This is a genomic window from Pseudomonas sp. A125 (assembly GCF_055409485.1).
Genome location: NZ_JBUZVP010000020.1, coordinates 127,805 through 144,907 on the forward strand (window position 1 = coordinate 127,805; position 17,103 = coordinate 144,907).

Annotated in this window: 22 protein-coding genes; 15 read left to right on the plus strand and 7 right to left on the minus strand. The window is 57.6% G+C overall.

What is annotated here, in order from left to right:
* Positions 1–154: 154 nt before the first annotated feature.
* The 5 genes from ACZRN6_RS24705 (at position 155) to ACZRN6_RS24725 (ending at position 2,603) form a co-directional block, all read left to right on the plus strand.
* Positions 155–697, plus strand: coding sequence for a cupin (locus ACZRN6_RS24705; RefSeq protein WP_322144961.1), 543 nt, complete (start codon positions 155–157; stop codon positions 695–697).
* A 56-nt stretch (positions 698–753) separates the two neighbouring features.
* Positions 754–1,518: an OBAP family protein gene (locus ACZRN6_RS24710; protein WP_464009075.1), complete on the plus strand. Its 765-nt coding sequence runs from the start codon at positions 754–756 to the stop codon at positions 1,516–1,518.
* 209 nt (positions 1,519–1,727) lie between these two features.
* The gene (locus ACZRN6_RS24715; RefSeq protein WP_322144959.1) at positions 1,728–2,009 is read left to right on the plus strand and encodes a hypothetical protein; all 282 of its coding nucleotides are present in this window, start codon (positions 1,728–1,730) and stop codon (positions 2,007–2,009) included.
* Positions 2,010–2,109: 100 nt separating this feature from the next.
* Positions 2,110–2,367, plus strand: coding sequence for a DUF6555 family protein (locus ACZRN6_RS24720; RefSeq protein WP_322144958.1), 258 nt, complete (start codon positions 2,110–2,112; stop codon positions 2,365–2,367).
* Complete coding sequence (locus ACZRN6_RS24725; RefSeq protein WP_322144957.1) at positions 2,364–2,603, plus strand: hypothetical protein; 240 nt, start codon at positions 2,364–2,366, stop codon at positions 2,601–2,603. Before ACZRN6_RS24720 ends, ACZRN6_RS24725 begins: the two co-directional genes overlap by 4 nt.
* A 44-nt stretch (positions 2,604–2,647) precedes the next feature.
* Here ACZRN6_RS24725 and ACZRN6_RS24730 read toward each other — a convergent pair whose 3' ends face one another.
* Together ACZRN6_RS24730 and ACZRN6_RS24735 are read right to left on the minus strand one after the other, a co-directional pair.
* Positions 2,648–2,821 (minus strand): hypothetical protein, encoded by a 174-nt coding sequence (locus ACZRN6_RS24730; RefSeq protein ID WP_464009076.1) that lies wholly within the window; start codon positions 2,819–2,821, stop codon positions 2,648–2,650.
* A gap of 9 nt (positions 2,822–2,830) precedes the next feature.
* Positions 2,831–3,757, minus strand: coding sequence for an NADP-dependent oxidoreductase (locus ACZRN6_RS24735; protein ID WP_322144955.1), 927 nt, complete (start codon positions 3,755–3,757; stop codon positions 2,831–2,833).
* 178 nt (positions 3,758–3,935) lie between these two features.
* On the opposite strand from ACZRN6_RS24735, the gene ACZRN6_RS24740 reads away from it, so the two are divergent.
* On the plus strand, positions 3,936–6,275 hold the full coding sequence (locus tag ACZRN6_RS24740; RefSeq protein ID WP_464009077.1) for an FdhF/YdeP family oxidoreductase: 2,340 nt from the start codon (positions 3,936–3,938) through the stop codon (positions 6,273–6,275).
* Between the two features lie 102 nt (positions 6,276–6,377).
* Complete coding sequence (gene ligD, locus ACZRN6_RS24745) at positions 6,378–9,803, plus strand: DNA ligase D (protein ID WP_464009078.1); 3,426 nt, start codon at positions 6,378–6,380, stop codon at positions 9,801–9,803.
* 11 nt (positions 9,804–9,814) lie between these two features.
* On the opposite strand, the gene ACZRN6_RS24750 is transcribed toward ligD, so the two are convergent.
* Positions 9,815–10,054 carry a hypothetical protein gene (locus ACZRN6_RS24750; RefSeq protein ID WP_464009079.1) on the minus strand — a complete coding sequence of 80 codons (240 nt, stop codon included), beginning with the start codon at positions 10,052–10,054 and terminating at the stop codon, positions 9,815–9,817.
* A gap of 165 nt (positions 10,055–10,219) precedes the next feature.
* Between ACZRN6_RS24750 and ACZRN6_RS24755 the strand changes: the two genes are divergently transcribed.
* From ACZRN6_RS24755 to ACZRN6_RS24780, 6 genes are all read left to right on the plus strand, one after another.
* Positions 10,220–10,738, plus strand: coding sequence for a DUF4823 domain-containing protein (locus ACZRN6_RS24755; RefSeq protein WP_464009080.1), 519 nt, complete (start codon positions 10,220–10,222; stop codon positions 10,736–10,738).
* A 95-nt stretch (positions 10,739–10,833) separates the two neighbouring features.
* Entirely contained in the window at positions 10,834–11,088 is a 255-nt protein-coding gene (locus tag ACZRN6_RS24760) for a hypothetical protein (RefSeq protein ID WP_322144950.1), read from the plus strand.
* 180 nt (positions 11,089–11,268) lie between these two features.
* Entirely contained in the window at positions 11,269–11,829 is a 561-nt protein-coding gene (locus tag ACZRN6_RS24765) for a fasciclin domain-containing protein (RefSeq protein ID WP_322144949.1), read from the plus strand.
* 289 nt (positions 11,830–12,118) lie between these two features.
* Positions 12,119–12,457: a hypothetical protein gene (locus tag ACZRN6_RS24770; RefSeq protein WP_464009081.1), complete on the plus strand. Its 339-nt coding sequence runs from the start codon at positions 12,119–12,121 to the stop codon at positions 12,455–12,457.
* Between the two features lie 774 nt (positions 12,458–13,231).
* The gene (locus ACZRN6_RS24775) at positions 13,232–13,441 is read left to right on the plus strand and encodes a hypothetical protein (RefSeq protein ID WP_464009082.1); all 210 of its coding nucleotides are present in this window, start codon (positions 13,232–13,234) and stop codon (positions 13,439–13,441) included.
* Positions 13,442–13,536: 95 nt separating this feature from the next.
* Positions 13,537–13,890 carry a hypothetical protein gene (locus ACZRN6_RS24780; RefSeq protein ID WP_464009083.1) on the plus strand — a complete coding sequence of 118 codons (354 nt, stop codon included), beginning with the start codon at positions 13,537–13,539 and terminating at the stop codon, positions 13,888–13,890.
* On the opposite strand, the gene ACZRN6_RS24785 is transcribed toward ACZRN6_RS24780, so the two are convergent.
* Positions 13,882–14,091 carry a hypothetical protein gene (locus ACZRN6_RS24785; protein WP_464009084.1) on the minus strand — a complete coding sequence of 70 codons (210 nt, stop codon included), beginning with the start codon at positions 14,089–14,091 and terminating at the stop codon, positions 13,882–13,884. The two genes, ACZRN6_RS24780 and ACZRN6_RS24785, sit on opposite strands and share 9 nt — an antisense overlap.
* 83 nt (positions 14,092–14,174) lie before the next feature.
* Between ACZRN6_RS24785 and ACZRN6_RS24790 the strand changes: the two genes are divergently transcribed.
* Both ACZRN6_RS24790 and ACZRN6_RS24795 read left to right on the plus strand, forming a co-directional pair.
* Positions 14,175–14,858: an SOS response-associated peptidase gene (locus ACZRN6_RS24790; RefSeq protein WP_464009085.1), complete on the plus strand. Its 684-nt coding sequence runs from the start codon at positions 14,175–14,177 to the stop codon at positions 14,856–14,858.
* A gap of 289 nt (positions 14,859–15,147) precedes the next feature.
* A complete protein-coding gene (locus tag ACZRN6_RS24795) occupies positions 15,148–15,927 on the plus strand; it encodes a hypothetical protein (RefSeq protein ID WP_464009086.1) in 780 nt (259 codons plus the stop codon).
* 46 nt (positions 15,928–15,973) lie between these two features.
* Here ACZRN6_RS24795 and ACZRN6_RS24800 read toward each other — a convergent pair whose 3' ends face one another.
* The 3 genes from ACZRN6_RS24800 to ACZRN6_RS24810 all read right to left on the minus strand — a co-directional run.
* Positions 15,974–16,492 (minus strand): lysis system i-spanin subunit Rz, encoded by a 519-nt coding sequence (locus ACZRN6_RS24800; protein ID WP_322144436.1) that lies wholly within the window; start codon positions 16,490–16,492, stop codon positions 15,974–15,976.
* Positions 16,489–16,806 carry a ubiquitination-like system serine protease family protein gene (locus ACZRN6_RS24805; protein ID WP_322144435.1) on the minus strand — a complete coding sequence of 106 codons (318 nt, stop codon included), beginning with the start codon at positions 16,804–16,806 and terminating at the stop codon, positions 16,489–16,491. Before ACZRN6_RS24805 ends, ACZRN6_RS24800 begins: the two co-directional genes overlap by 4 nt.
* On the minus strand, positions 16,803–17,103 hold a 301-nt coding region (locus ACZRN6_RS24810; protein ID WP_464009087.1), incomplete at its 5' end, for a glycoside hydrolase family 24 protein. The genes ACZRN6_RS24805 and ACZRN6_RS24810, both read right to left, overlap by 4 nt.

A 17,103-nucleotide genomic window follows, 5' to 3' on the forward strand; every position in this document is an offset into this window, starting at 1 on the left:
ATGTTCAAACTTTACCTCGTCCCTCGCCTCCCACTGTGTATGAGAAGGCCTGTGCGTGGCACGCATACAGGCTCAATCGCAGCCACCGTGATGCTCGAGCAAGCCGGATGACCCGCCTTGATTGCATGGCAACACGCTCAATCGGAGTTTTTTCATGACTGTTTTACCGGCTGATTCACCGGCGCAGACGTCCCTGATGTTCGAGCCAAATTACCCCGTGCCGAATAACCCGGACCTCCCTGTGCTCGTTTTCACTCAGGTACTTTCGCCGCAACTCGGTGACCTGGCCGTGCGATTTGAGGAGATGTTCAGCGCGCAAGGCTGGCCACCTAAATGGCGCAGTCGCGTCTATGACTATCACCACTACCATACCCAGGGGCATGAGGTACTGGGCGTTGCGACGGGCCATGCCCAATTGATGCTGGGCGGCCCAAACGGGCACGTCGTGGAGGTGCGCGCGGGGGATGTCCTGCTGCTGCCTGTCGGGACCGGGCACCGCAATATCAGCGCCAGCGAAGACTTCCTGGTGGTAGGCGCCTACCCGCCGGGCCAGCACGCGGATATCTGTCGCGAAGCGCCCACCCAGGCGCAACTGGCGAGCATCAAACAGCTGCCGTTTCCTGATCAAAGTCCCGTGAAGGGAGACCACGAGATTTACCGCAGCCTATGGGTCGGCCATCCAGCCACACGCCCCTGACCGTGCCTTGCTGCCACCCGTTTCACGACCATGACAGCAACAGGAAGGAACCTACGATGATTGACACCGCAACCTACCGCGCCGCCGCCTCACTGTCCCTGGCCACGTCCCTTGCGCTGCTCTGCGCATGCGCAGGCAACACCTCACCTTCAAACGTCGAAGCACCCGGCGAGCCTGAAACCGCAAGCACACAAACACTGGAGGCCGGCGCCGCCCTGCTGCAGTCGCGCCCGCCGATAGACGCACTGAACGCCTACCTGGATGGTTTCCACTTCTACAACGGCCACCCCGACGTGCAAATGGAAGCTCATCATTACTGCGCGATTCTCAATGAAGAGGTGATCCAGTGCGTGATCTATGACGGCAACCGCAAGGACGCCAAGCTGATGGGTGTGGAATACATCATCAGTGAGCAGCTGTTCAAAGGCCTGCCCCCGCCGGAGAAAGCGTTGTGGCACAGCCACGTGCATGAAGTGAAATCGGGTCAGTTGGTTGCTCCAGGCATTCCTGCGGTAGCCGAGCATGCGCTGATGGAAAAACTGGTGCATACCTATGGCAAAACCTGGCACACCTGGCATACCGACCTCAACAAACGCCTGCCCTTGGGCGTACCTCAACTGATGATGGGGTTCACCGCCGACGGCCAGGCGGATGCACACATGGTCGCTGAACGGGACCAGCGGATGGGGATCGACAGCGCGCAGAAAAAACAGGCACGCGCAGACATCGTCGCACCGCCCATTGCGCCAGGCGCGGATGCGTGGCGTCAGGGCACTGTCATTCAGATCACCGACCCGACCGCGACGCCCCACACCCACTGACAGTACCTTTCGGTCATTCCGATTGAACGATCATTTGCCCCGCCGTCTCTATCGCAAGACACGTACATGGAGGACTTTCGATGGAAAATACTGCCCGGGCTGCGAGCTGATAAAGGCGCTCGGATCATTGGAAGGCCAGGCATATGTGTACGACGAACTCGATGCCACGGGCGAACAGCAACTGTGCCCATAAAATGAGGTGACCCAGCATGTCTTACGATTACCAAGGTATTGCCAGTGTGATTACCGCCTCCCGGCACCTGGGAACGCAATCAGACGAACGCTTGAACACGTCAATCTCGATCCATTTGACCAGCAGCGGCAAACCCACCCTTGCGCGGTTGAGCTTCGAGACCCCGCTCGACTGGCCCGGCAACCCTAACTTTGTGGCGGTCAACTTGCCTGACGGTTCCTCCGTGAGCGGTGTGATTGCAGAACTGGAACGTCCCAATGGCGGTCCAGGCTGGGTGACATTCACGGTGGACGACTGATCAATTCGGCCCTGCCGTGTTGCTCATCGAATTGTCGGACAATTTATTTGAATTTTTTTTGACGCCAAATATCTGTAGTTCATGAGCATAGGGAGGCCTCATGAAACCCAACGAACTATTCACTATCAACTATCTCCTGCACGGTGAGCGCAGGTCGTTCATCGTGCGGGCGCCACGCATGGATAACGTCGAGGCCTGGCATTGGGCCAGTTGCGATGCCGGCGTCGCGGTCATACCCAAATTTGGCCAGCAAAAACTCAAACGCGTCTCTAAACCGATGGCAGAAAAATACGGCATCACTGAGGTGCGTTGGAGCGGCGCGGCAGCGATCCAGTGGACGGAGGCTCTCACGCAATGACCAGTCAATTACTCAAACACACATCCGGGCAAGCCTGGGATGAAGTCATGGTGCAAAATACCCAGATGTTCTTCGAAGCTGATCGGCTGGACACGCTGGCCTATCAAATCATCGAGGCCTACAGCGGCGATGCAGCAACCTGGGCACGCTTTACCGAGGCCAAGAAGCTCGCAGACGCACAACGTACTGCTGCGTATCGAGAGTGGATGCGCATCAAGCGCGCGAAGCGAACATGAACGGCCAGCCCTGTCAAAAACAGGGCTGGTACATCAGCGCGCTGTCACGCCCCTGACTCCGGGTCTTTCGAAGGCCCGCCAGGGGCAACGCCACCCCGCTCGGCTTCCCAAGGGCGATCGACATTCGGGTTTTCCGATTTGTCGTTTCGCTTGGCCGTTTCAGGGCGTACTTTTTGCCCGGCATGGGTGCCTGGGCTGGGTTTTGAATGCTCGCTCATACCGCCTCCTCATTCGCTGACGTGCAATACAACTTTGCCGTGCACGTGTCCGTCGGCAAGGAAGTCCAGCGCCTGCTTGGCCTCCTCCAGTTCAAAGGTCTTGGCCACATACACCTGCACATTGCCCGCCGCGATCAGCCCGGCGATCTCGGCCAGTTCCTCACCCCGCGGGTCGGCGGTGAACCGTGTGCCGGTCTTGCCCGCCGCCTGGGGATGGTGCGCATCGGGCATGGTCAGGGTCGAGACCAATCGCCCGCCCTCGCCAAGCACCTGCCATGAACGCGCCTGGGTGTCGCCGCCGATCAAATCGATGACCAGGTCGAAGTCCTTGCAGATGTCCTCGAACCGTTCGGTCTTGTAATCAATGGCGCGGTCGACGCCCAGCTCGCGCAGGAACGGCAGGCTGTCAGTGGATGCGGTGGCATACACTTGGGCGCCTTTGACCTTGGCGAATTGCACCGCGAAATGGCCGACGCCACCGGTGCCTCCATGGATCAACACCTTCTGCCCTTGCTCGACCTGGCCGTGCTCGACCAAGGCCTGCCAGGCAGTGTGCCCGGCCAGCGGCACGCCGGCGGCAGACGGCCAATCAAGGCCTTCAGGGATCAGCGCCAGATGTTCGGCCGGCACCCGCGAGTACTCGGCATAACCGCCGTCGGCACCGATCATGGCAAACACGCGGTCGCCTGGCTTGAAACCACTGACGCCTTGGCCGACCTTGTCGACCACCCCGGCAACTTCCCGGCCCAACGTCAGCGGCAATTTGTCCTGCTTGACCTGCGGGTACTGACCCTCGCGAATCTTGTAGTCCACGGGGTTGATACCCACAAAGACATTCCTGACCAGCACCTCACCCGCCTTGGGTTCCGGCACCTCGACCTCGCGCACGTGCATGACCTCGGGGCCGCCAAATTGCTCAATCCTGATTGCTTTCATGCCACTTACCTCTTCGTCTTTTCAGAACACACAGGGGTGTGGAGGACGCTCGGCGGCCATGGGTTCACTCGGTGTTGCGCAGCGCAGACAAACGGCGCCTCCCGTCCGGCATTCCGCTCGAACCTTTGCCCTTGCGGCCCGTCCCAAGGTTATCCAGCCAGCGCCCGGGAGTGCCACGATGCTCATTCATCCCAAGACCCATTTCCAGCCTTACACCCACGCGAGCGGAGGCTGGGGCTCGGCCAAATCGGTGATGCAGATCCTGTGGCGCGAACAGGCGCTGACCAAGGCGCCCGTTGCGCTGCTCAAGCAAAACAAGCCCGACGGTTTCGCCTGCGTCAGCTGCGCCTGGGCCAAACCCGGCCGCCCGCATGCGTTGGAGTTTTGCGAGAACGGCGCCAAGGCCACCGCCTGGGAACTGACATCGCTGAAGACCGACCCGGCGTTTTTTGCCGAACACACCCTCAGTGAATTACGCGACTGGCCCGACTATGCGCTTGAGCAACAGGGCCGCCTGACCCATCCCCTGCGTTATGACCCGCAGAGCGACCGCTACCGTGAGACGTCGTGGGACGAGGCCTATCAGGCAATTGGCGCGCAGCTCAAAGCGATGGAGCCCGACAGCGTGGTGTTTTATGCCTCCGGGCGCGCCTCGCTGGAGACCTCCTTCATGTACCAGCTGTTCGCCCGGGCCTATGGCACCAACAACCTGCCCGACAGTTCAAACATGTGCCACGAGAGCACCTCCGTCGGTTTGCAGGAAAGCATCGGCGTGCCGGTCGGCACCGTGACCCTGGACGACTTCGACCACACCGACTGCCTGTTTTTCTTTGGCCAGAACGTCGGCAGCAACAGCCCGCGCATGCTGCATCAATTGCAGGACGTGCGCCGGCGCGACGTGCCGATCATCACCTTCAACCCTTTGCGCGAGCGCGGGCTGGAGCGCTTCGTCAATCCGCAATCGCCCAGCGAAATGCTCACGCCCGAGTCGACCCTGATCAGCACCCAATACCACCAGGTGGCGATTGGCGGTGATACGGCGGCCATCACCGGCATCGCCAAGGCGCTGTTGGAAATGGATGACTGCGCCACTGAACGCGGCACACCGGCCGTGCTCGACTACGACTTCATCGCCACCCACACCGAAGGTTTCGAGGCGTTCACCACCTACGTGCGTGACTGCACGTGGGCGCAACTGGAGCACAAAAGCGGGCTCACGCGCGGCGCACTGGAGGCCGCCGCAACGGTGTACGCCGGCAGCCAACGTGTGATGTTCGTCTATGGCATGGGCCTAACCCAGCACCGGCACGGGGTCGCGAATGTACAGATGCTGGTGAACCTGATGCTGATGCGCGGCAATATCGGCAAACCTGGCGCCGGCATCTGCCCGGTGCGCGGCCATTCCAACGTGCAGGGCCAGCGCACCGTGGGCATCACCGAAGACCCGAAAAAGGTCCCGGCGGAGCTGATCGAGCAGCACTTCGGCTTCAGGGTCCCGGCGCACAAGGGCCTGTGCACCGTGGACGCTTGCGAAGGTATTCTGTCGGGGCAAGTGCGCGGGTTCATCGGGCTGGGCGGCAACTTCCTGCGGGCAATACCCGACACCTCGCGCATGGAACCGGCGTGGAAAGGGCTTGAACTGAACGTGCAGGTCGCCACCAAACTCAATCGCACCCACCTGCTGCCCGCCCGAAATATGTGGCTGCTGCCGTGCCTGGGGCGCATAGAGATTGATCGGCAAAACGGCGTGGCGCAAACCTACACCACCGAGGACAGCACCGGCTGCATCCACGGCTGGCACGGCAGCGCCGAACCGGTCGGCCCGCACGTGCGTGCCGAAGCCAGCATCGTCGCCGGCCTGGCCATGGCCGCCTTGGCGCCCGGTAACCGCATCGACTGGCAAGCCTGGTGCGACGATTATTCGACGGTCAGGACCGCCATCAGCACGATCTATCCGCAGATTTTTCATGACATGGAAACCCGCATGGTTGAGCCCGGCGGTTTCCACCGGCCAATTGCCGCTGCGCAACGCGAATGGCAGACCCCAACGGGCAAGGCGCAGTTCGTCAGGCCGGTGACGCTGGCCGAAGACGATGACGTCAACCTCGCCGAACCGGCGCGCGACGTGCTGCAACTGATGACGCTGCGCAGCAATGACCAGTTCAACACCACCATCTACGGGTATGACGACCGTTTTCGCGGGGTCAGTGGCACGCGCGAAGTGATCTTCATGCATTGCAACGACATCGTGCGTCTGGGTTTTGAGGTCGGCCAGCAGGTGCTGTTGACCACCGCCATCGAGCCTGAGGTAAAGCGTCAGGTCGGCCCGTTCGAAATCATTGCCTACGATATTCCCGAGGGCTGCGCTGCGGCCTACTACCCGGAGTGCAACGCGCTGGTGCCGCTCTGGCACCACGCCGAACGCAGTAAGGTGCCGGCGGCCAAGTCGGTGCCGGTGCGCCTCAGTTGCTTCAATCCAGAAAGAGGATCGGTTCAGGCGCATGAACTGATGAAATAATCTGAATTTCGAGCACATCAGTTTGATACCGATGCCTTTGGCATCGGTCACACACCTATTGCTGTAGGCAAAAAGTTCCGGGCATATTGAAGGATCGAGGCAATGCAGAACCTCAGGATCGCGACATTCAACGTCAACGGCATAGGGGCGCGACTGCCTAATCTCTTGCAATGGCTTGAGAAAGAGCGCCCAGACATCGTGTGCCTGCAGGAACTGAAAGCACAGGACAAAGCTTTCCCTGCAGGCGATCTTGAGGCAGCAGGCTACGGTTCATTGCACCATGGCCAAGCCTCTTGGAACGGAGTGGCGATTCTTGCGCGCGACTCCGAGCCCCTCCTGATTCATAAAGGCTTGCCTGGAGCTGAAGACGACACGCAGTCTCGCTACCTGGAAGCGGCTGTGCATGGCGTGATCGTGGGGTGCCTGTACCTGCCAAATGGAAACCCGCAACCGGGGCCGAAATTTGATTACAAGCTCAACTGGTTTGAGCACCTGATTGCGCATGCCGAAACATTAAAGGCCAGCGAACACCCTGTTGTCCTCGCCGGCGACTACAACGTTGTGCCCACCGACCTTGACATCTACAACACCCGCTCGTGGCTCAAGGATGCCCTTCTCCAGCCAGAAAGCCGTGAGTGCTTTCAAAGACTATTGAGCCAAGGCTGGATCGACTCGCTGAGACACCTGTATCCGCAAGAGCGCGTGTACACGTTCTGGGATTATTTCCGTCAGCACTGGCAAAAAAATTCCGGCTTGCGCATCGACCATCTTCTGCTGAACCCGGTACTTGCGCCTTACCTGAAGAACGCTGGCGTGGATGCATGGGTACGTGGCGAAGAACACGCCAGTGATCACGCTCCAACGTGGGTTGAGATCTCGTCCCGGCGAGCCAGGCCCAAAAACAAGCCCAGGAGCGGCTCAGGCGCCACCGAAACTATAGCGATGCCACCTGACGCCCTTGGCGAATACAATCGCAAGCGTGATTTCGACGCGACCTCAGAGCCCTCTGGCGCGGCAAAAGCGCCGCCTGCAAAGGGAAACACCGCCGAACCTGCTGCGCTGCAGTTTTGCATCCAGAAGCACGACGCAACTCGCCTGCATTATGATTTTCGCCTTGAGCTCGACGGTACCCTCAAAAGCTGGGCGGTGCCCAAGGGCCCGTCGCTCGATCCAAAATCCAAACGCCTGGCCGTGCATGTCGAAGACCACCCGCTTGACTATGCTACGTTTGAAGGGACGATACCGCAGGGCCATTACGGTGCTGGCGACGTCATTGTGTGGGATCGCGGTATCTGGAAGCCCTTATCCGATCCCGCCGAGGCCTACGCGAAAGGCCGGCTGAAATTTGAGTTGCAGGGCGAGAAGCTTGGCGGCCTGTGGAACTTGGTCAAGACGCATATTCCCGGCAAGCAGGAGCAGTGGTTTCTGATAAAGCATCAGGACGAATTCGCTCGGCCAGAAAGCGATTACAACATCGTGAAAGCGCAATCACACAGTGTGTTGAGCGAGCGCACTCTCGTGCCCAAAAAGCGCTCAGGAAAATCGGCCGAGCCCAAATCTGTCAAGAAGCCGCCTGCGCCACCCGCCAAGCCGGGAAACACCCAGCTGGCGAATGCCCACCCCTCTGATCTTCCTGAAAGCCTGAAGCCTGAACTGGCCACGCTGGTGGATTCAGCCTCCGACGGTGATTGGCGATATGAGATCAAATTCGACGGCTATCGCATCATGGCAAAAGTGGATGAGGGAAAGGTGCAACTGTTTACCCGCAATGGCCATGATTGGACGCACAAGCTTCCACGGCAGGCCGAAGCAATCGCCAGCCTCGCTTTAAAGTCCGCGTGGCTGGATGGCGAAATGGTTGTTGCCAATGAGAAAGGCATTCCGGATTTTCAGGCACTCCAAAATGCATTTGAGTTGGGCCGCAGCGGCAATATTGTTTACTACCTCTTCGACATGCCTTTTCTCAACGGCATGGATTTGCGGGAGGTGCCGGTCGAACAGCGCAGGAAAGCCTTGTCCAAGGTGCTGGAGCGCAGTGAGGATGAGGTTCTCAGGTACTCGGACGACTTCGCCGAAACACCGCAAGCACTGCTGAACAGTGCCTGCCAAATGCAAATGGAAGGCCTCATCGGCAAACGTGTTGGCAGCCCCTACGTATCGCGACGCAGCGGCGACTGGATCAAGCTCAAATGTAAACACCGGCAAGAGTTTGTCGTCGTCGGCTATACCGAGCCAAAGGGTTCGCGCAGTAAATTCGGGGCGCTGCTATTGGGCCTGCACGACATAGACAGCGGCGAGCTGAAATACGCCGGCAAGGTTGGTACTGGATTCAACCAGGTAACGCTGAATACGATCTACAAACAGTTGACCCCGCTTGAAGTCACCAAGCCTGCAGTCGTCAACCCACCCACTGGCTTTGAAGCCAAGGACGTGCACTGGCTGAAACCCTCGCTTTTGGCAGAGGTCGCCTTTGCTGAGATCACCCAGGAGGGCTCGGTAAGACACGCCGTATTCCAGGGCCTGCGTGACGATAAACCAGCGAAGTCGATCATCGAGGAGCGCCCTGCCCCTGCCCCTGAGGCCGAGAAAAAGTCAGAGAAAAACCAACCGCCTGTAGCCAAGGCCAAGGGTAAGGCCGGCGACGACGGATCAACCAGGATCCGCCTGACGCATCCCCAACGCGTGATTGACCCGAGCAGCCGCTCGACCAAACGTGACTTGGCGGATTACTACATTGGCATCTCTGACTGGCTTGTGCCGCAATTACTAAATCGCCCTGTCGCGCTGGTGCGTGCCCCGGACGGTATTGGCGGCGAACTGTTCTTTCAGAAGAATGCAGAGCGCCTGGCAATCCCTGGGATTGAAATCATCGGCAAAGCAGAGACGGGTCACCCTGTAATGTTGATCAATAACCTTGAGGCGCTGGTGGGCGCGGTTCAGATGAGCGCCATTGAGTTGCATACCTGGAACGCCGTCGCCAACGATCTGCATCGCCCTGACCGATTTATTCTCGACCTTGACCCCGACCCTGCGCTGCCATGGAAGAGCATGGTGGAAGCCACCCAACTGACGTTAACGGTACTGGACGAACTGGGGCTTAAATCTTTCCTGAAAACCAGTGGCGGCAAAGGTATCCACATTGTCGTACCGTTGACGCCGAAAGCAGACTGGGATGCGGTAAAAAGCTTTAGCCACGCGGTGGTCAAACATATTGCCCATCTGCTTCCCGATCGGTTTTCGGCGGTTTCCGGCCCCAAAAACCGGGTGGGACGGATCTTCATCGACTATCTGCGCAATGGCTTGGGCGCCACCACTATTTGCGCCTATTCGGCACGTACCCGCGAAGGCCTGCCGGTGTCAGTGCCGATCTTGCGAGATGAGCTAAAGGAGATCAAAGGCGCTAACGTCTGGAACATTCAAAACATCCATCAACGCCTAGGCGAGCTGGACGTCGATCCGTGGGCTGATATGCCTAAGACAAAGCAAACCATCACGGCACAGATGCGCAAACGCATCGGTCTGAAGTAGCGCCCGATCTATCAGCGCGGATCCTGGTCGTTATCCATCACGGCATTGTCCGTCTCTTCTTTGACGCGCTCAGGATCGAGGCCCGTATGGTCGTCATCCAGGGGTCGCTCTCCCTCGTTATCCGGCAACTCATCAATACCCTCTTCAGGAACCGGAACGACATCAGGCCTTCCGGGTTCAAGTGGACCCGGCGATACGGGTAGTGGATAGTCGGGTGGAGTACTGCCCTGCAGGCTTGCGTCGTTGTTCATACACACCTCTCAATGCCCTCTCTCTGGGGCGTATACGTTGGAGGTGCCGACAAATTCCGCGGTTCGATTTATTGCGGTACCGGTCGTCGTGCTATTTGGCGAACGGTGTCTAGTGATTGAACGGTATGATCCAATTTTTGCGGAACTTACGAAAAGGAAATCGAGATGCGTATCCCCGCTGTTCTGCTCCTGGTCGTCGCGCTTTCTGGCTGCGCCGATTCTCATCAATGGCTGCCCGGCCAGTCTGGGTTTAATCACCCGATCAGGCAAACGGACAAGGTATACATCGCCACTCCCGCAGACGGTGAATACGGTGACCAGGTTTATAAAGGCTCCGGTCGCAATACAGCGCAAATCCTTTACGCTGCGTTTTCCCGCCGCTCTGCGGTGGTAACGGTGGATGCAGAAGCCTCCAGCTATGAGTTGAGCCTGGAAAAAGCCAAGCGCAGCAGCCAGGACATCCTTATTCTTGCGTCCATCCTGCATTGGGAAGACCGCGCAACTGAATGGTCGATGATCCCTGACAAGGTAGAAGTCAAAATCAGCGTCATTGAGGTTTCCTCAGGCGCTGTAATCAGCTCCGGGATCGCGACAGGTAAAAGCGGTATCGCGACATTTGGCGGGGATCACCCGCAGGATTTGTTGCCAGAGCCGATCGAGGCCTTCGTCTCGTCTTTATATTGAGCAGGCGTGAAACCAGCGCCGATCCGTTCGTAAAGCGCTGGGTGGCGGTGACTGAATTGATAGCGCTGAACCACTTCCATGGAGAGCACCGGTAAATGGCAAATCTGATGGAAAAGCTCGACGGCCCCAGGACTGCCCAGCAGGAACTGTTCTACGACCTTGAAGACGCGACGGCCGTTATCGCCTGGTCGGTGACTGAGCTTACGGCTATTGCGGGGCTCGCCAAATCGCCTGATGACGCCATCGCCTTGATGAAGCTGTGCGCCCTGCTCGCGGCGCAGCAGCAAAAGCTCTGCGGGTATGCAGATGAGGTCAAGGAGGGAAGGATTGTGCGAGGAGCGAAAGCCTAGGCGGATACACCAGGCGGGCCCAAGCCGAAGCAGTCATTGGTAATGACGCCGTGCGTGTGCCTGAGCGGGCACGCGTGGCGCTCAAGAAATTATCGGGTGAATCGGTGCATCCAATTCAGTCGCTGGCTCGTAGATTCAATACCCCTCACTCGGAGGGCATAAGAGCCAAGGAGTAACATCATGCACGCTTTTTACAAAAAACTTGCTGCAGCCGCCTGCTTCGCAATTCTCTGCGTGACCGCAACACTTAGCGTTGCTGCCGACTCTGTGATGGTCGGAGGCGCAGCGATGTACCCGAGCAAAACCATCGTTGAGAACGCGGTCAACTCGAAGGACCATACGACACTCGTAGCAGCGGTCAAGGCTGCCGGCCTGGTTGATACGCTCAATAGCAAAGGCCCTTTCACCGTATTCGCACCGACCAACGAAGCCTTTGCCAAACTGCCAGCGGGTACCGTCGACACTCTGGTCAAGCCTGAACACAAAGCCGACCTGACTAAAATCCTGACCTACCATGTCGTGCCCGGCACTCACACGTCTGCCCAACTGATGGCCGACGCCAAAAAGAATGGCGGGACCGTCGTGTTGAAAACAGTTCAAGGTGAGTCGCTGACTATCAAGCTGCATGACGGCAAGCTTTGGGTGGTCGATGCCAAAGGCGGTAAGGCGAGTATCAGCATTGCAGACGTGATGCAGTCCAACGGTGTGATTCACGTTGTCGACTCGGTCCTGATGCCTTGAATGCTCTTCGTTGCTCATCCAGAAACGGGTGCACATCGAGGTTGAGAGCGATCTGAATCTTGCACAACTGTGTGCCATCGACAAGCCAGCGCTCGACGGTGCGAGTCATCGCCGAGCCGTTGTCATCTGTCTGCCAGCCAGAACGTTTAAGAGCATGGCGACTTGCATGAAAGACCTCGATATGGCGCCCGGCTAATCGTCGGATAGCCCTGCAGTTCGTCGCCTCAAGCCTTGCGCCTTATCCAATCTCGAATACTGTATAGGCATACAGCATCCGGACCCCGCCTCCATGAACATTGATGAAGACACCTGTGAGTGGCTTGGCATGCCCTCGCCCCTCGAAATGCACAAACAGCACGCCCGCCTCCTGGAGAATGAGGTCCATGAACTGAACCTGCAGCTGCGCAAAGCGAGGGAGGACATTCACGGCCTGGTGCAGATGCTGGCCGATGCCGAGGCTGTCAAAACCCAGTTCCGGGGCTACCTCGCCGAAAGAGGCACCGAAGCGGCCGCCATGCGCAAGCAAATCGACGTCCTCGCAACATCGGCCGCATCCAGCAAGCGCGAAGCAGAAACACTGCGCGCGATGTTGAACGACCTGATGTCTCGCCCCAAAACCAATGTCTAAGCTCAGGTTTCAGAGCGAGGGCGTAGCCATGTGCGGAAGACGCGACCAGCCGCAAAGGGATGCTTTCGATATACTGCAGTGAATTATCGGAGTGACTAGGAACGGACCCCAGATGAAATACCTAGCGATGCTCATAGTTTCTGCGACTCTCGGCGCATGTTCGTCGTACAGCCCTGGGCACGGCGACTCTGACATGAGGGTTGGAGGTTTCCGAATCAGCTGCGATGCAGTGCCGGCAAATCAGCCCGGCTGTGATTCCACGCCAACCTCCAGGTCGAAGAAACCGTCAGAGAAAATCGACCTGCAACCTGGTGGAAACTGACTCTTCTGCTTGTGCTCGCCCGGGCTTGGTAAGGGCATCAAAACTGCCCTCCTCATAGCGGCGCTCCCAGAGGCCGAAGATGTTGAATTTATGGTTGTGTCCAACCTTTGGAGGTCAGTTCAAATTTAAGTGAACACGGAACGCTAAAACGAAAAAACCCGCCAGAAGGCAGGTTTTTCAACGCTTCCAAGGAACTTAAAAGCTCTCAATGGAATGTAAGATGGTGCCCGAAGCCGGAGTCTAATTAAGGCACAAAAAGCCATTATTTATTGGTCGCCTATTCGAACCAACCGAGCCGATGTACTAACCACTGTACTATTTTCTCGGCGCTGGGATTATCTGCTTCAGCCCGCGCCGGTTATTTTACCATCTCCCCCGGCGTCCTGCCGACCGAACACAACCCCCCAAAGAACACCGACTGCTAAACTGTTCACTCCACCAGAGGAACGCCGATGCCCAACTCAGACCTGCTCCCTTCCCTGCTCTCTAAGATGTACGAAAACCAGCTGGCCCTTGAGGCTTCCATCATGGAGCTATCGAACTGGGTCGAGCAGCGCGGCTCCGCCGATGTGGCAGAGAACGTGCGCGGTGCGCTGCACACCATCGACGAGAACGAAGAGTTCATCAAACTGACCCTGGCCGTCCTCATGGCCCCTGACTGATCGTCGGGTAAGCCTGCATTTCGTCGGCTAACACCTCCGGCATTCTCACGCCTCGACTACTGTATGCACATACAGCATTCGGAACCCCCCACATCATGAACATCGATGAAGACACCTGCGAGTGGCTTGGCTGCCCTACGCCTCTGGAAATGTACAAACACCACTGCTCGATGATCGAGGACGAGGTTGCAGACCTGCAGGTGCAACTGCGCAAGGCGCGGGCGAACATATCCGGCCTGGTGCAGATGAATGACGCGCTGGCCACCGGCAAAGCGAAGGTAGAGAAAACGCTCAAGATAGCCCTGGTTGAAATCAGTGGGCTGAAAAAACGATGCTCGGAGCCTGCCATTCTCGGCATGAAGCTCGTTGCCGAGCAGCGCGATTACCTTCTCAGGGAGAACCAGCGGCTGCTGGCTGAACTCAAGAACCTGAAAGAAACCTCAGCCTAACTCCACGCCGTACGCGGCGACCGCCTCTTCAACCAGCTCGCGCCATTCTCCGGTGTCGATCACACCGCGCTCTTTCATGTCGTCAGCCAGCACCAAGCGCGATTCGTATCGATCTTCCGGATCGGCTGCGATGAAGTCCGGATCGTTGCGCAGCGCAAACCATGCCTCCATTGCGTTGATCTGTTCGATGTTGATCGCCATGACGAATACCTGTGGCCAGTGTCTACAGTGTAGAGATTGGCCTGGTCCCGGCTGTTCATTGGGGCCGACGAGCGGAGATAGCTATGTGCGGAAGACTTTCCCAGTACAGCGGCATCCACGACTTTGTTGCAGCACTGAGCATGCCCAATGCCCTGGCGAACTCCGTGGGTGAGTTACCCCTGGAGCGGTACAACGTCGCCCCTACAACTCAAGTCGCCCTGCTCCATCTGCAGGGTGATCTGCTGCACGCGGACCTGGTGCGCTGGGGATGGCGGCCGCACTGGGCCAAGGACCGCGCCGCGCCGATCAATGCCCGCGTCGAGAAAGTGGCCCACGGACCGTTCTTCCGCGCGATATGGCCACACCGGGCAATCACGCCCGTTGATAACTGGTTTGAATGGGTCGATGAAGGCGGCCCGAAAAAGCAGCCGTACCTGATCCGCCGGCGGGACGGCGCGCCGGTGCTGTGCGCCGCCATTGGCCAACTGCCCGATAGCGACGAAGGCCCGGGTGAGCATGACGGCTTCGTCATCATTACCGCCGACAGCGCTGGCGGCATGGTGGACATCCACGACCGGCGGCCCGTGGTGCTGACACCGGATCTGGCCCAGGAATGGTTGGACCCGGCCACGCCCAAAGAGCGCGCCGAGCAGATGGTGCTGCACCAGGGCGAGCCGGCCGAGGCCTTTGAATGGTTCAAGGTCGATACGGCCGTGGGCAACGTTAGGAGCAAGGGGCCGGAGCTAATCCAACCAACCAACGTCTAGTTTGGAATATGGCGCAGCCAAGTTGGCAGGTTGATCAAAACGCCATGAAGCTATGTTGACAAAACCCTGAATTCACCATCACGGGAATTTTCTTCATGTAATCCAGGTAACGGGATTAGGCTCGAGCAGGCAACATAACCTTTCATGATATCTTCCCGCCATACCCGCTTTTATTGAGGGATGGGGTGGGGATAGAAACCCCGAAGGTCAGGGAGTTCGGGTTTTCGATTGCCTATGGCGATAGTGTGCAAATGATTAGGGGCAGCGACCCTGAAGTGGAGACGTAACAATGTGCAACTCATATCCTAGTAAGCTAATTATTAAAACGACCTCAAAGCCAAAAAAACATCTATCAGGCCTTTTAGCCTTACTTATAGGTGGTTTTGTTTTTGCGAACTCCAGCACATCTTTTGCTGATGAAAATCTCGACATGTATGACGCAAAAAAACTAATAGAACAGGGTAAGTTTAAAGAGGCAAAGACAATACTACTAAGAGAAGAAAAAACCATAACCGACATTGGAAAACTATGCTCCATATACAGCTCAATGCTAGGCATAGCATCAATAAGCGATAACAAAGAAGAAGGAGCGCAATACGCTAACTTATTTCAAAAATGCTATAAGGAAAACAGCACCCCCTATATTTTTCTTGGGGCCATGACAATCTATTTTAAAGGAGAGCACGATAAAGCATTACGTATCATGGATAAACTCTTAGACAAGATAAGCAATGAACTTACCGAGGAAAAAAAACCAGACCTCCATGTTTTTGAGGATAAAAATTTAGTATCTACTATTTATAGACTTAAAGCCTCTGACCTCCTGATCCGCCAAGAGCCACAAAAAGTAAAAGGCACGATTATTTCGTTTGCGGAAAAGTCTTATGAAGCGACACCATTTGGTGACGCTGAAGTTTTCTTAGCTGCCATCTACAAATTTTATGGCGATACTGAGCGTTCAAAATCAATTATAGAAAAAAGTGATGGAAGAACTACTGAGGCACACTCTGTTGACGTAATTTTAAAATCGATCAAGCAGAAAATAGATAATGCTACAGTCTCACCTTAAGTACGTTGACTCGGAAAATTATGGCAACTTTCAAAAAAAACTTAAATTACCGAGACACCTCCCTGACATACGCTTGGCACGCCCGTAGCGCGATCAATCCTTGGTCGCCGGCATCGGTGATGCCGATAATTCGTTGAGCATGCGCTGGGTCAAGTTGGGCTCGACGGGCCGCATGAACCATGCCGACGGCGCCGGGGGCGGCAGGCATGTTGCAGCCACTGGCTGAATCCGTGGCGTCGAGAAGGACTGACAGCCGCACATCAGCAGTAGCAAGACGGTCACGCAGCAAAGCCTGGTTGCGCTGGGCATCGGATAATTCCTTGGTGTGTTGTTGGTCGGAGGCGGCCAGTTGCTGCTCGGTGGCCAGGCGCTTGTCCTGCTCGGCACGGGCCTGGGCTGCGGCGGCATTGCCGATCGCGGCAAGGTCCGTCTGAAACTGGGCGCCCTGCTCTGCCACTACCTTGCCCAGGCGCCAGTCCTGCACCTTCCAGGCAGCTCCGAAACTCGCGGCCATGGCCAGGAGGATCAGCACCGCCAGGCCGGCCAGCTTCTGCACCGGCGTCATAACTCATCCTCCCAGTCGGGCAGATCAACCGTCTGCCCCGCCAATTTATGCGTGCAGTCACCAAGGAACTGAATGCGCCCGTCGGTCACGAACGAATGGCAAATCCTTGGGCCGTCCGACCAGTTATATCGGACCAGCACCGACGGCGTGAACGTGGGGGCATCGGCGTTGCCGTTGTAGCCCCAGCGAGGGCCTGGGCCAACTCCAGTGGAAATACCGTGGACCATGTCGCAGCCCGGGCACTCGAAGAAAAGATCACCCTCCCTGGCCTTGGCCAATACCCTCGACAACCTGGTAAAGCCAGTGCCGCTCATGCCAGCACCCCGCCAGCCAAGCGGTACTGCTTCAGAAGATCCTCGAGACGATGCTCGCGCTGGCCATACCCGGCGCCGGGCAGGCTGGCCCAGATGTTTCGGCACTTCGAGATAGCCGTCTCGATCCGGCCAGCGACCACGTCAGGCAGCGCCCTGCATTCGCGAACGTGCTGGAGCGCCAGCAGGTCCTGGCTGACTGGGCTGAAGTCAGGCAGCTTGAGCTGCGCCTTGTAGTGCGGCCAGTCCTTCACCATTTGCTGATATCGACCGGACGCATTGGACGTCAGCCCCTTGCTG

Excerpts from the sequence above, each read along its gene's own strand:
- ACZRN6_RS24795 (WP_464009086.1), top strand. The coding sequence starts at position 15,148 with ATGTGCAACTCATATCCTAGTAAGCTAATTATTAAAACGACCTCAAAG.
- ACZRN6_RS24710 (WP_464009075.1), top strand. The coding sequence starts at position 754 with ATGATTGACACCGCAACCTACCGCGCCGCCGCCTCACTGTCCCTGGCC.
- ACZRN6_RS24705 (WP_322144961.1), top strand. The coding sequence starts at position 155 with ATGACTGTTTTACCGGCTGATTCACCGGCGCAGACGTCCCTGATGTTC.
- ACZRN6_RS24720 (WP_322144958.1), top strand. The coding sequence starts at position 2,110 with ATGAAACCCAACGAACTATTCACTATCAACTATCTCCTGCACGGTGAG.
- ACZRN6_RS24760 (WP_322144950.1), top strand. The coding sequence starts at position 10,834 with ATGGCAAATCTGATGGAAAAGCTCGACGGCCCCAGGACTGCCCAGCAG.
- ACZRN6_RS24805 (WP_322144435.1), bottom strand. The coding sequence starts at position 16,806 with ATGAGCGGCACTGGCTTTACCAGGTTGTCGAGGGTATTGGCCAAGGCC.
- ACZRN6_RS24775 (WP_464009082.1), top strand. The coding sequence starts at position 13,232 with ATGCCCAACTCAGACCTGCTCCCTTCCCTGCTCTCTAAGATGTACGAA.
- ACZRN6_RS24740 (WP_464009077.1), top strand. The coding sequence starts at position 3,936 with ATGCTCATTCATCCCAAGACCCATTTCCAGCCTTACACCCACGCGAGC.
- ACZRN6_RS24735 (WP_322144955.1), bottom strand. The coding sequence starts at position 3,757 with ATGAAAGCAATCAGGATTGAGCAATTTGGCGGCCCCGAGGTCATGCAC.
- ACZRN6_RS24715 (WP_322144959.1), top strand. The coding sequence starts at position 1,728 with ATGTCTTACGATTACCAAGGTATTGCCAGTGTGATTACCGCCTCCCGG.
- ACZRN6_RS24800 (WP_322144436.1), bottom strand. The coding sequence starts at position 16,492 with ATGACGCCGGTGCAGAAGCTGGCCGGCCTGGCGGTGCTGATCCTCCTG.
- ACZRN6_RS24765 (WP_322144949.1), top strand. The coding sequence starts at position 11,269 with ATGCACGCTTTTTACAAAAAACTTGCTGCAGCCGCCTGCTTCGCAATT.
- ACZRN6_RS24770 (WP_464009081.1), top strand. The coding sequence starts at position 12,119 with ATGAACATTGATGAAGACACCTGTGAGTGGCTTGGCATGCCCTCGCCC.
- ACZRN6_RS24780 (WP_464009083.1), top strand. The coding sequence starts at position 13,537 with ATGAACATCGATGAAGACACCTGCGAGTGGCTTGGCTGCCCTACGCCT.
- ligD (WP_464009078.1), top strand. The coding sequence starts at position 6,378 with ATGCAGAACCTCAGGATCGCGACATTCAACGTCAACGGCATAGGGGCG.
- ACZRN6_RS24725 (WP_322144957.1), top strand. The coding sequence starts at position 2,364 with ATGACCAGTCAATTACTCAAACACACATCCGGGCAAGCCTGGGATGAA.
- ACZRN6_RS24750 (WP_464009079.1), bottom strand. The coding sequence starts at position 10,054 with ATGAACAACGACGCAAGCCTGCAGGGCAGTACTCCACCCGACTATCCA.
- ACZRN6_RS24790 (WP_464009085.1), top strand. The coding sequence starts at position 14,175 with ATGTGCGGAAGACTTTCCCAGTACAGCGGCATCCACGACTTTGTTGCA.
- ACZRN6_RS24755 (WP_464009080.1), top strand. The coding sequence starts at position 10,220 with ATGCGTATCCCCGCTGTTCTGCTCCTGGTCGTCGCGCTTTCTGGCTGC.
- ACZRN6_RS24730 (WP_464009076.1), bottom strand. The coding sequence starts at position 2,821 with ATGAGCGAGCATTCAAAACCCAGCCCAGGCACCCATGCCGGGCAAAAA.
- ACZRN6_RS24785 (WP_464009084.1), bottom strand. The coding sequence starts at position 14,091 with ATGGCGATCAACATCGAACAGATCAACGCAATGGAGGCATGGTTTGCG.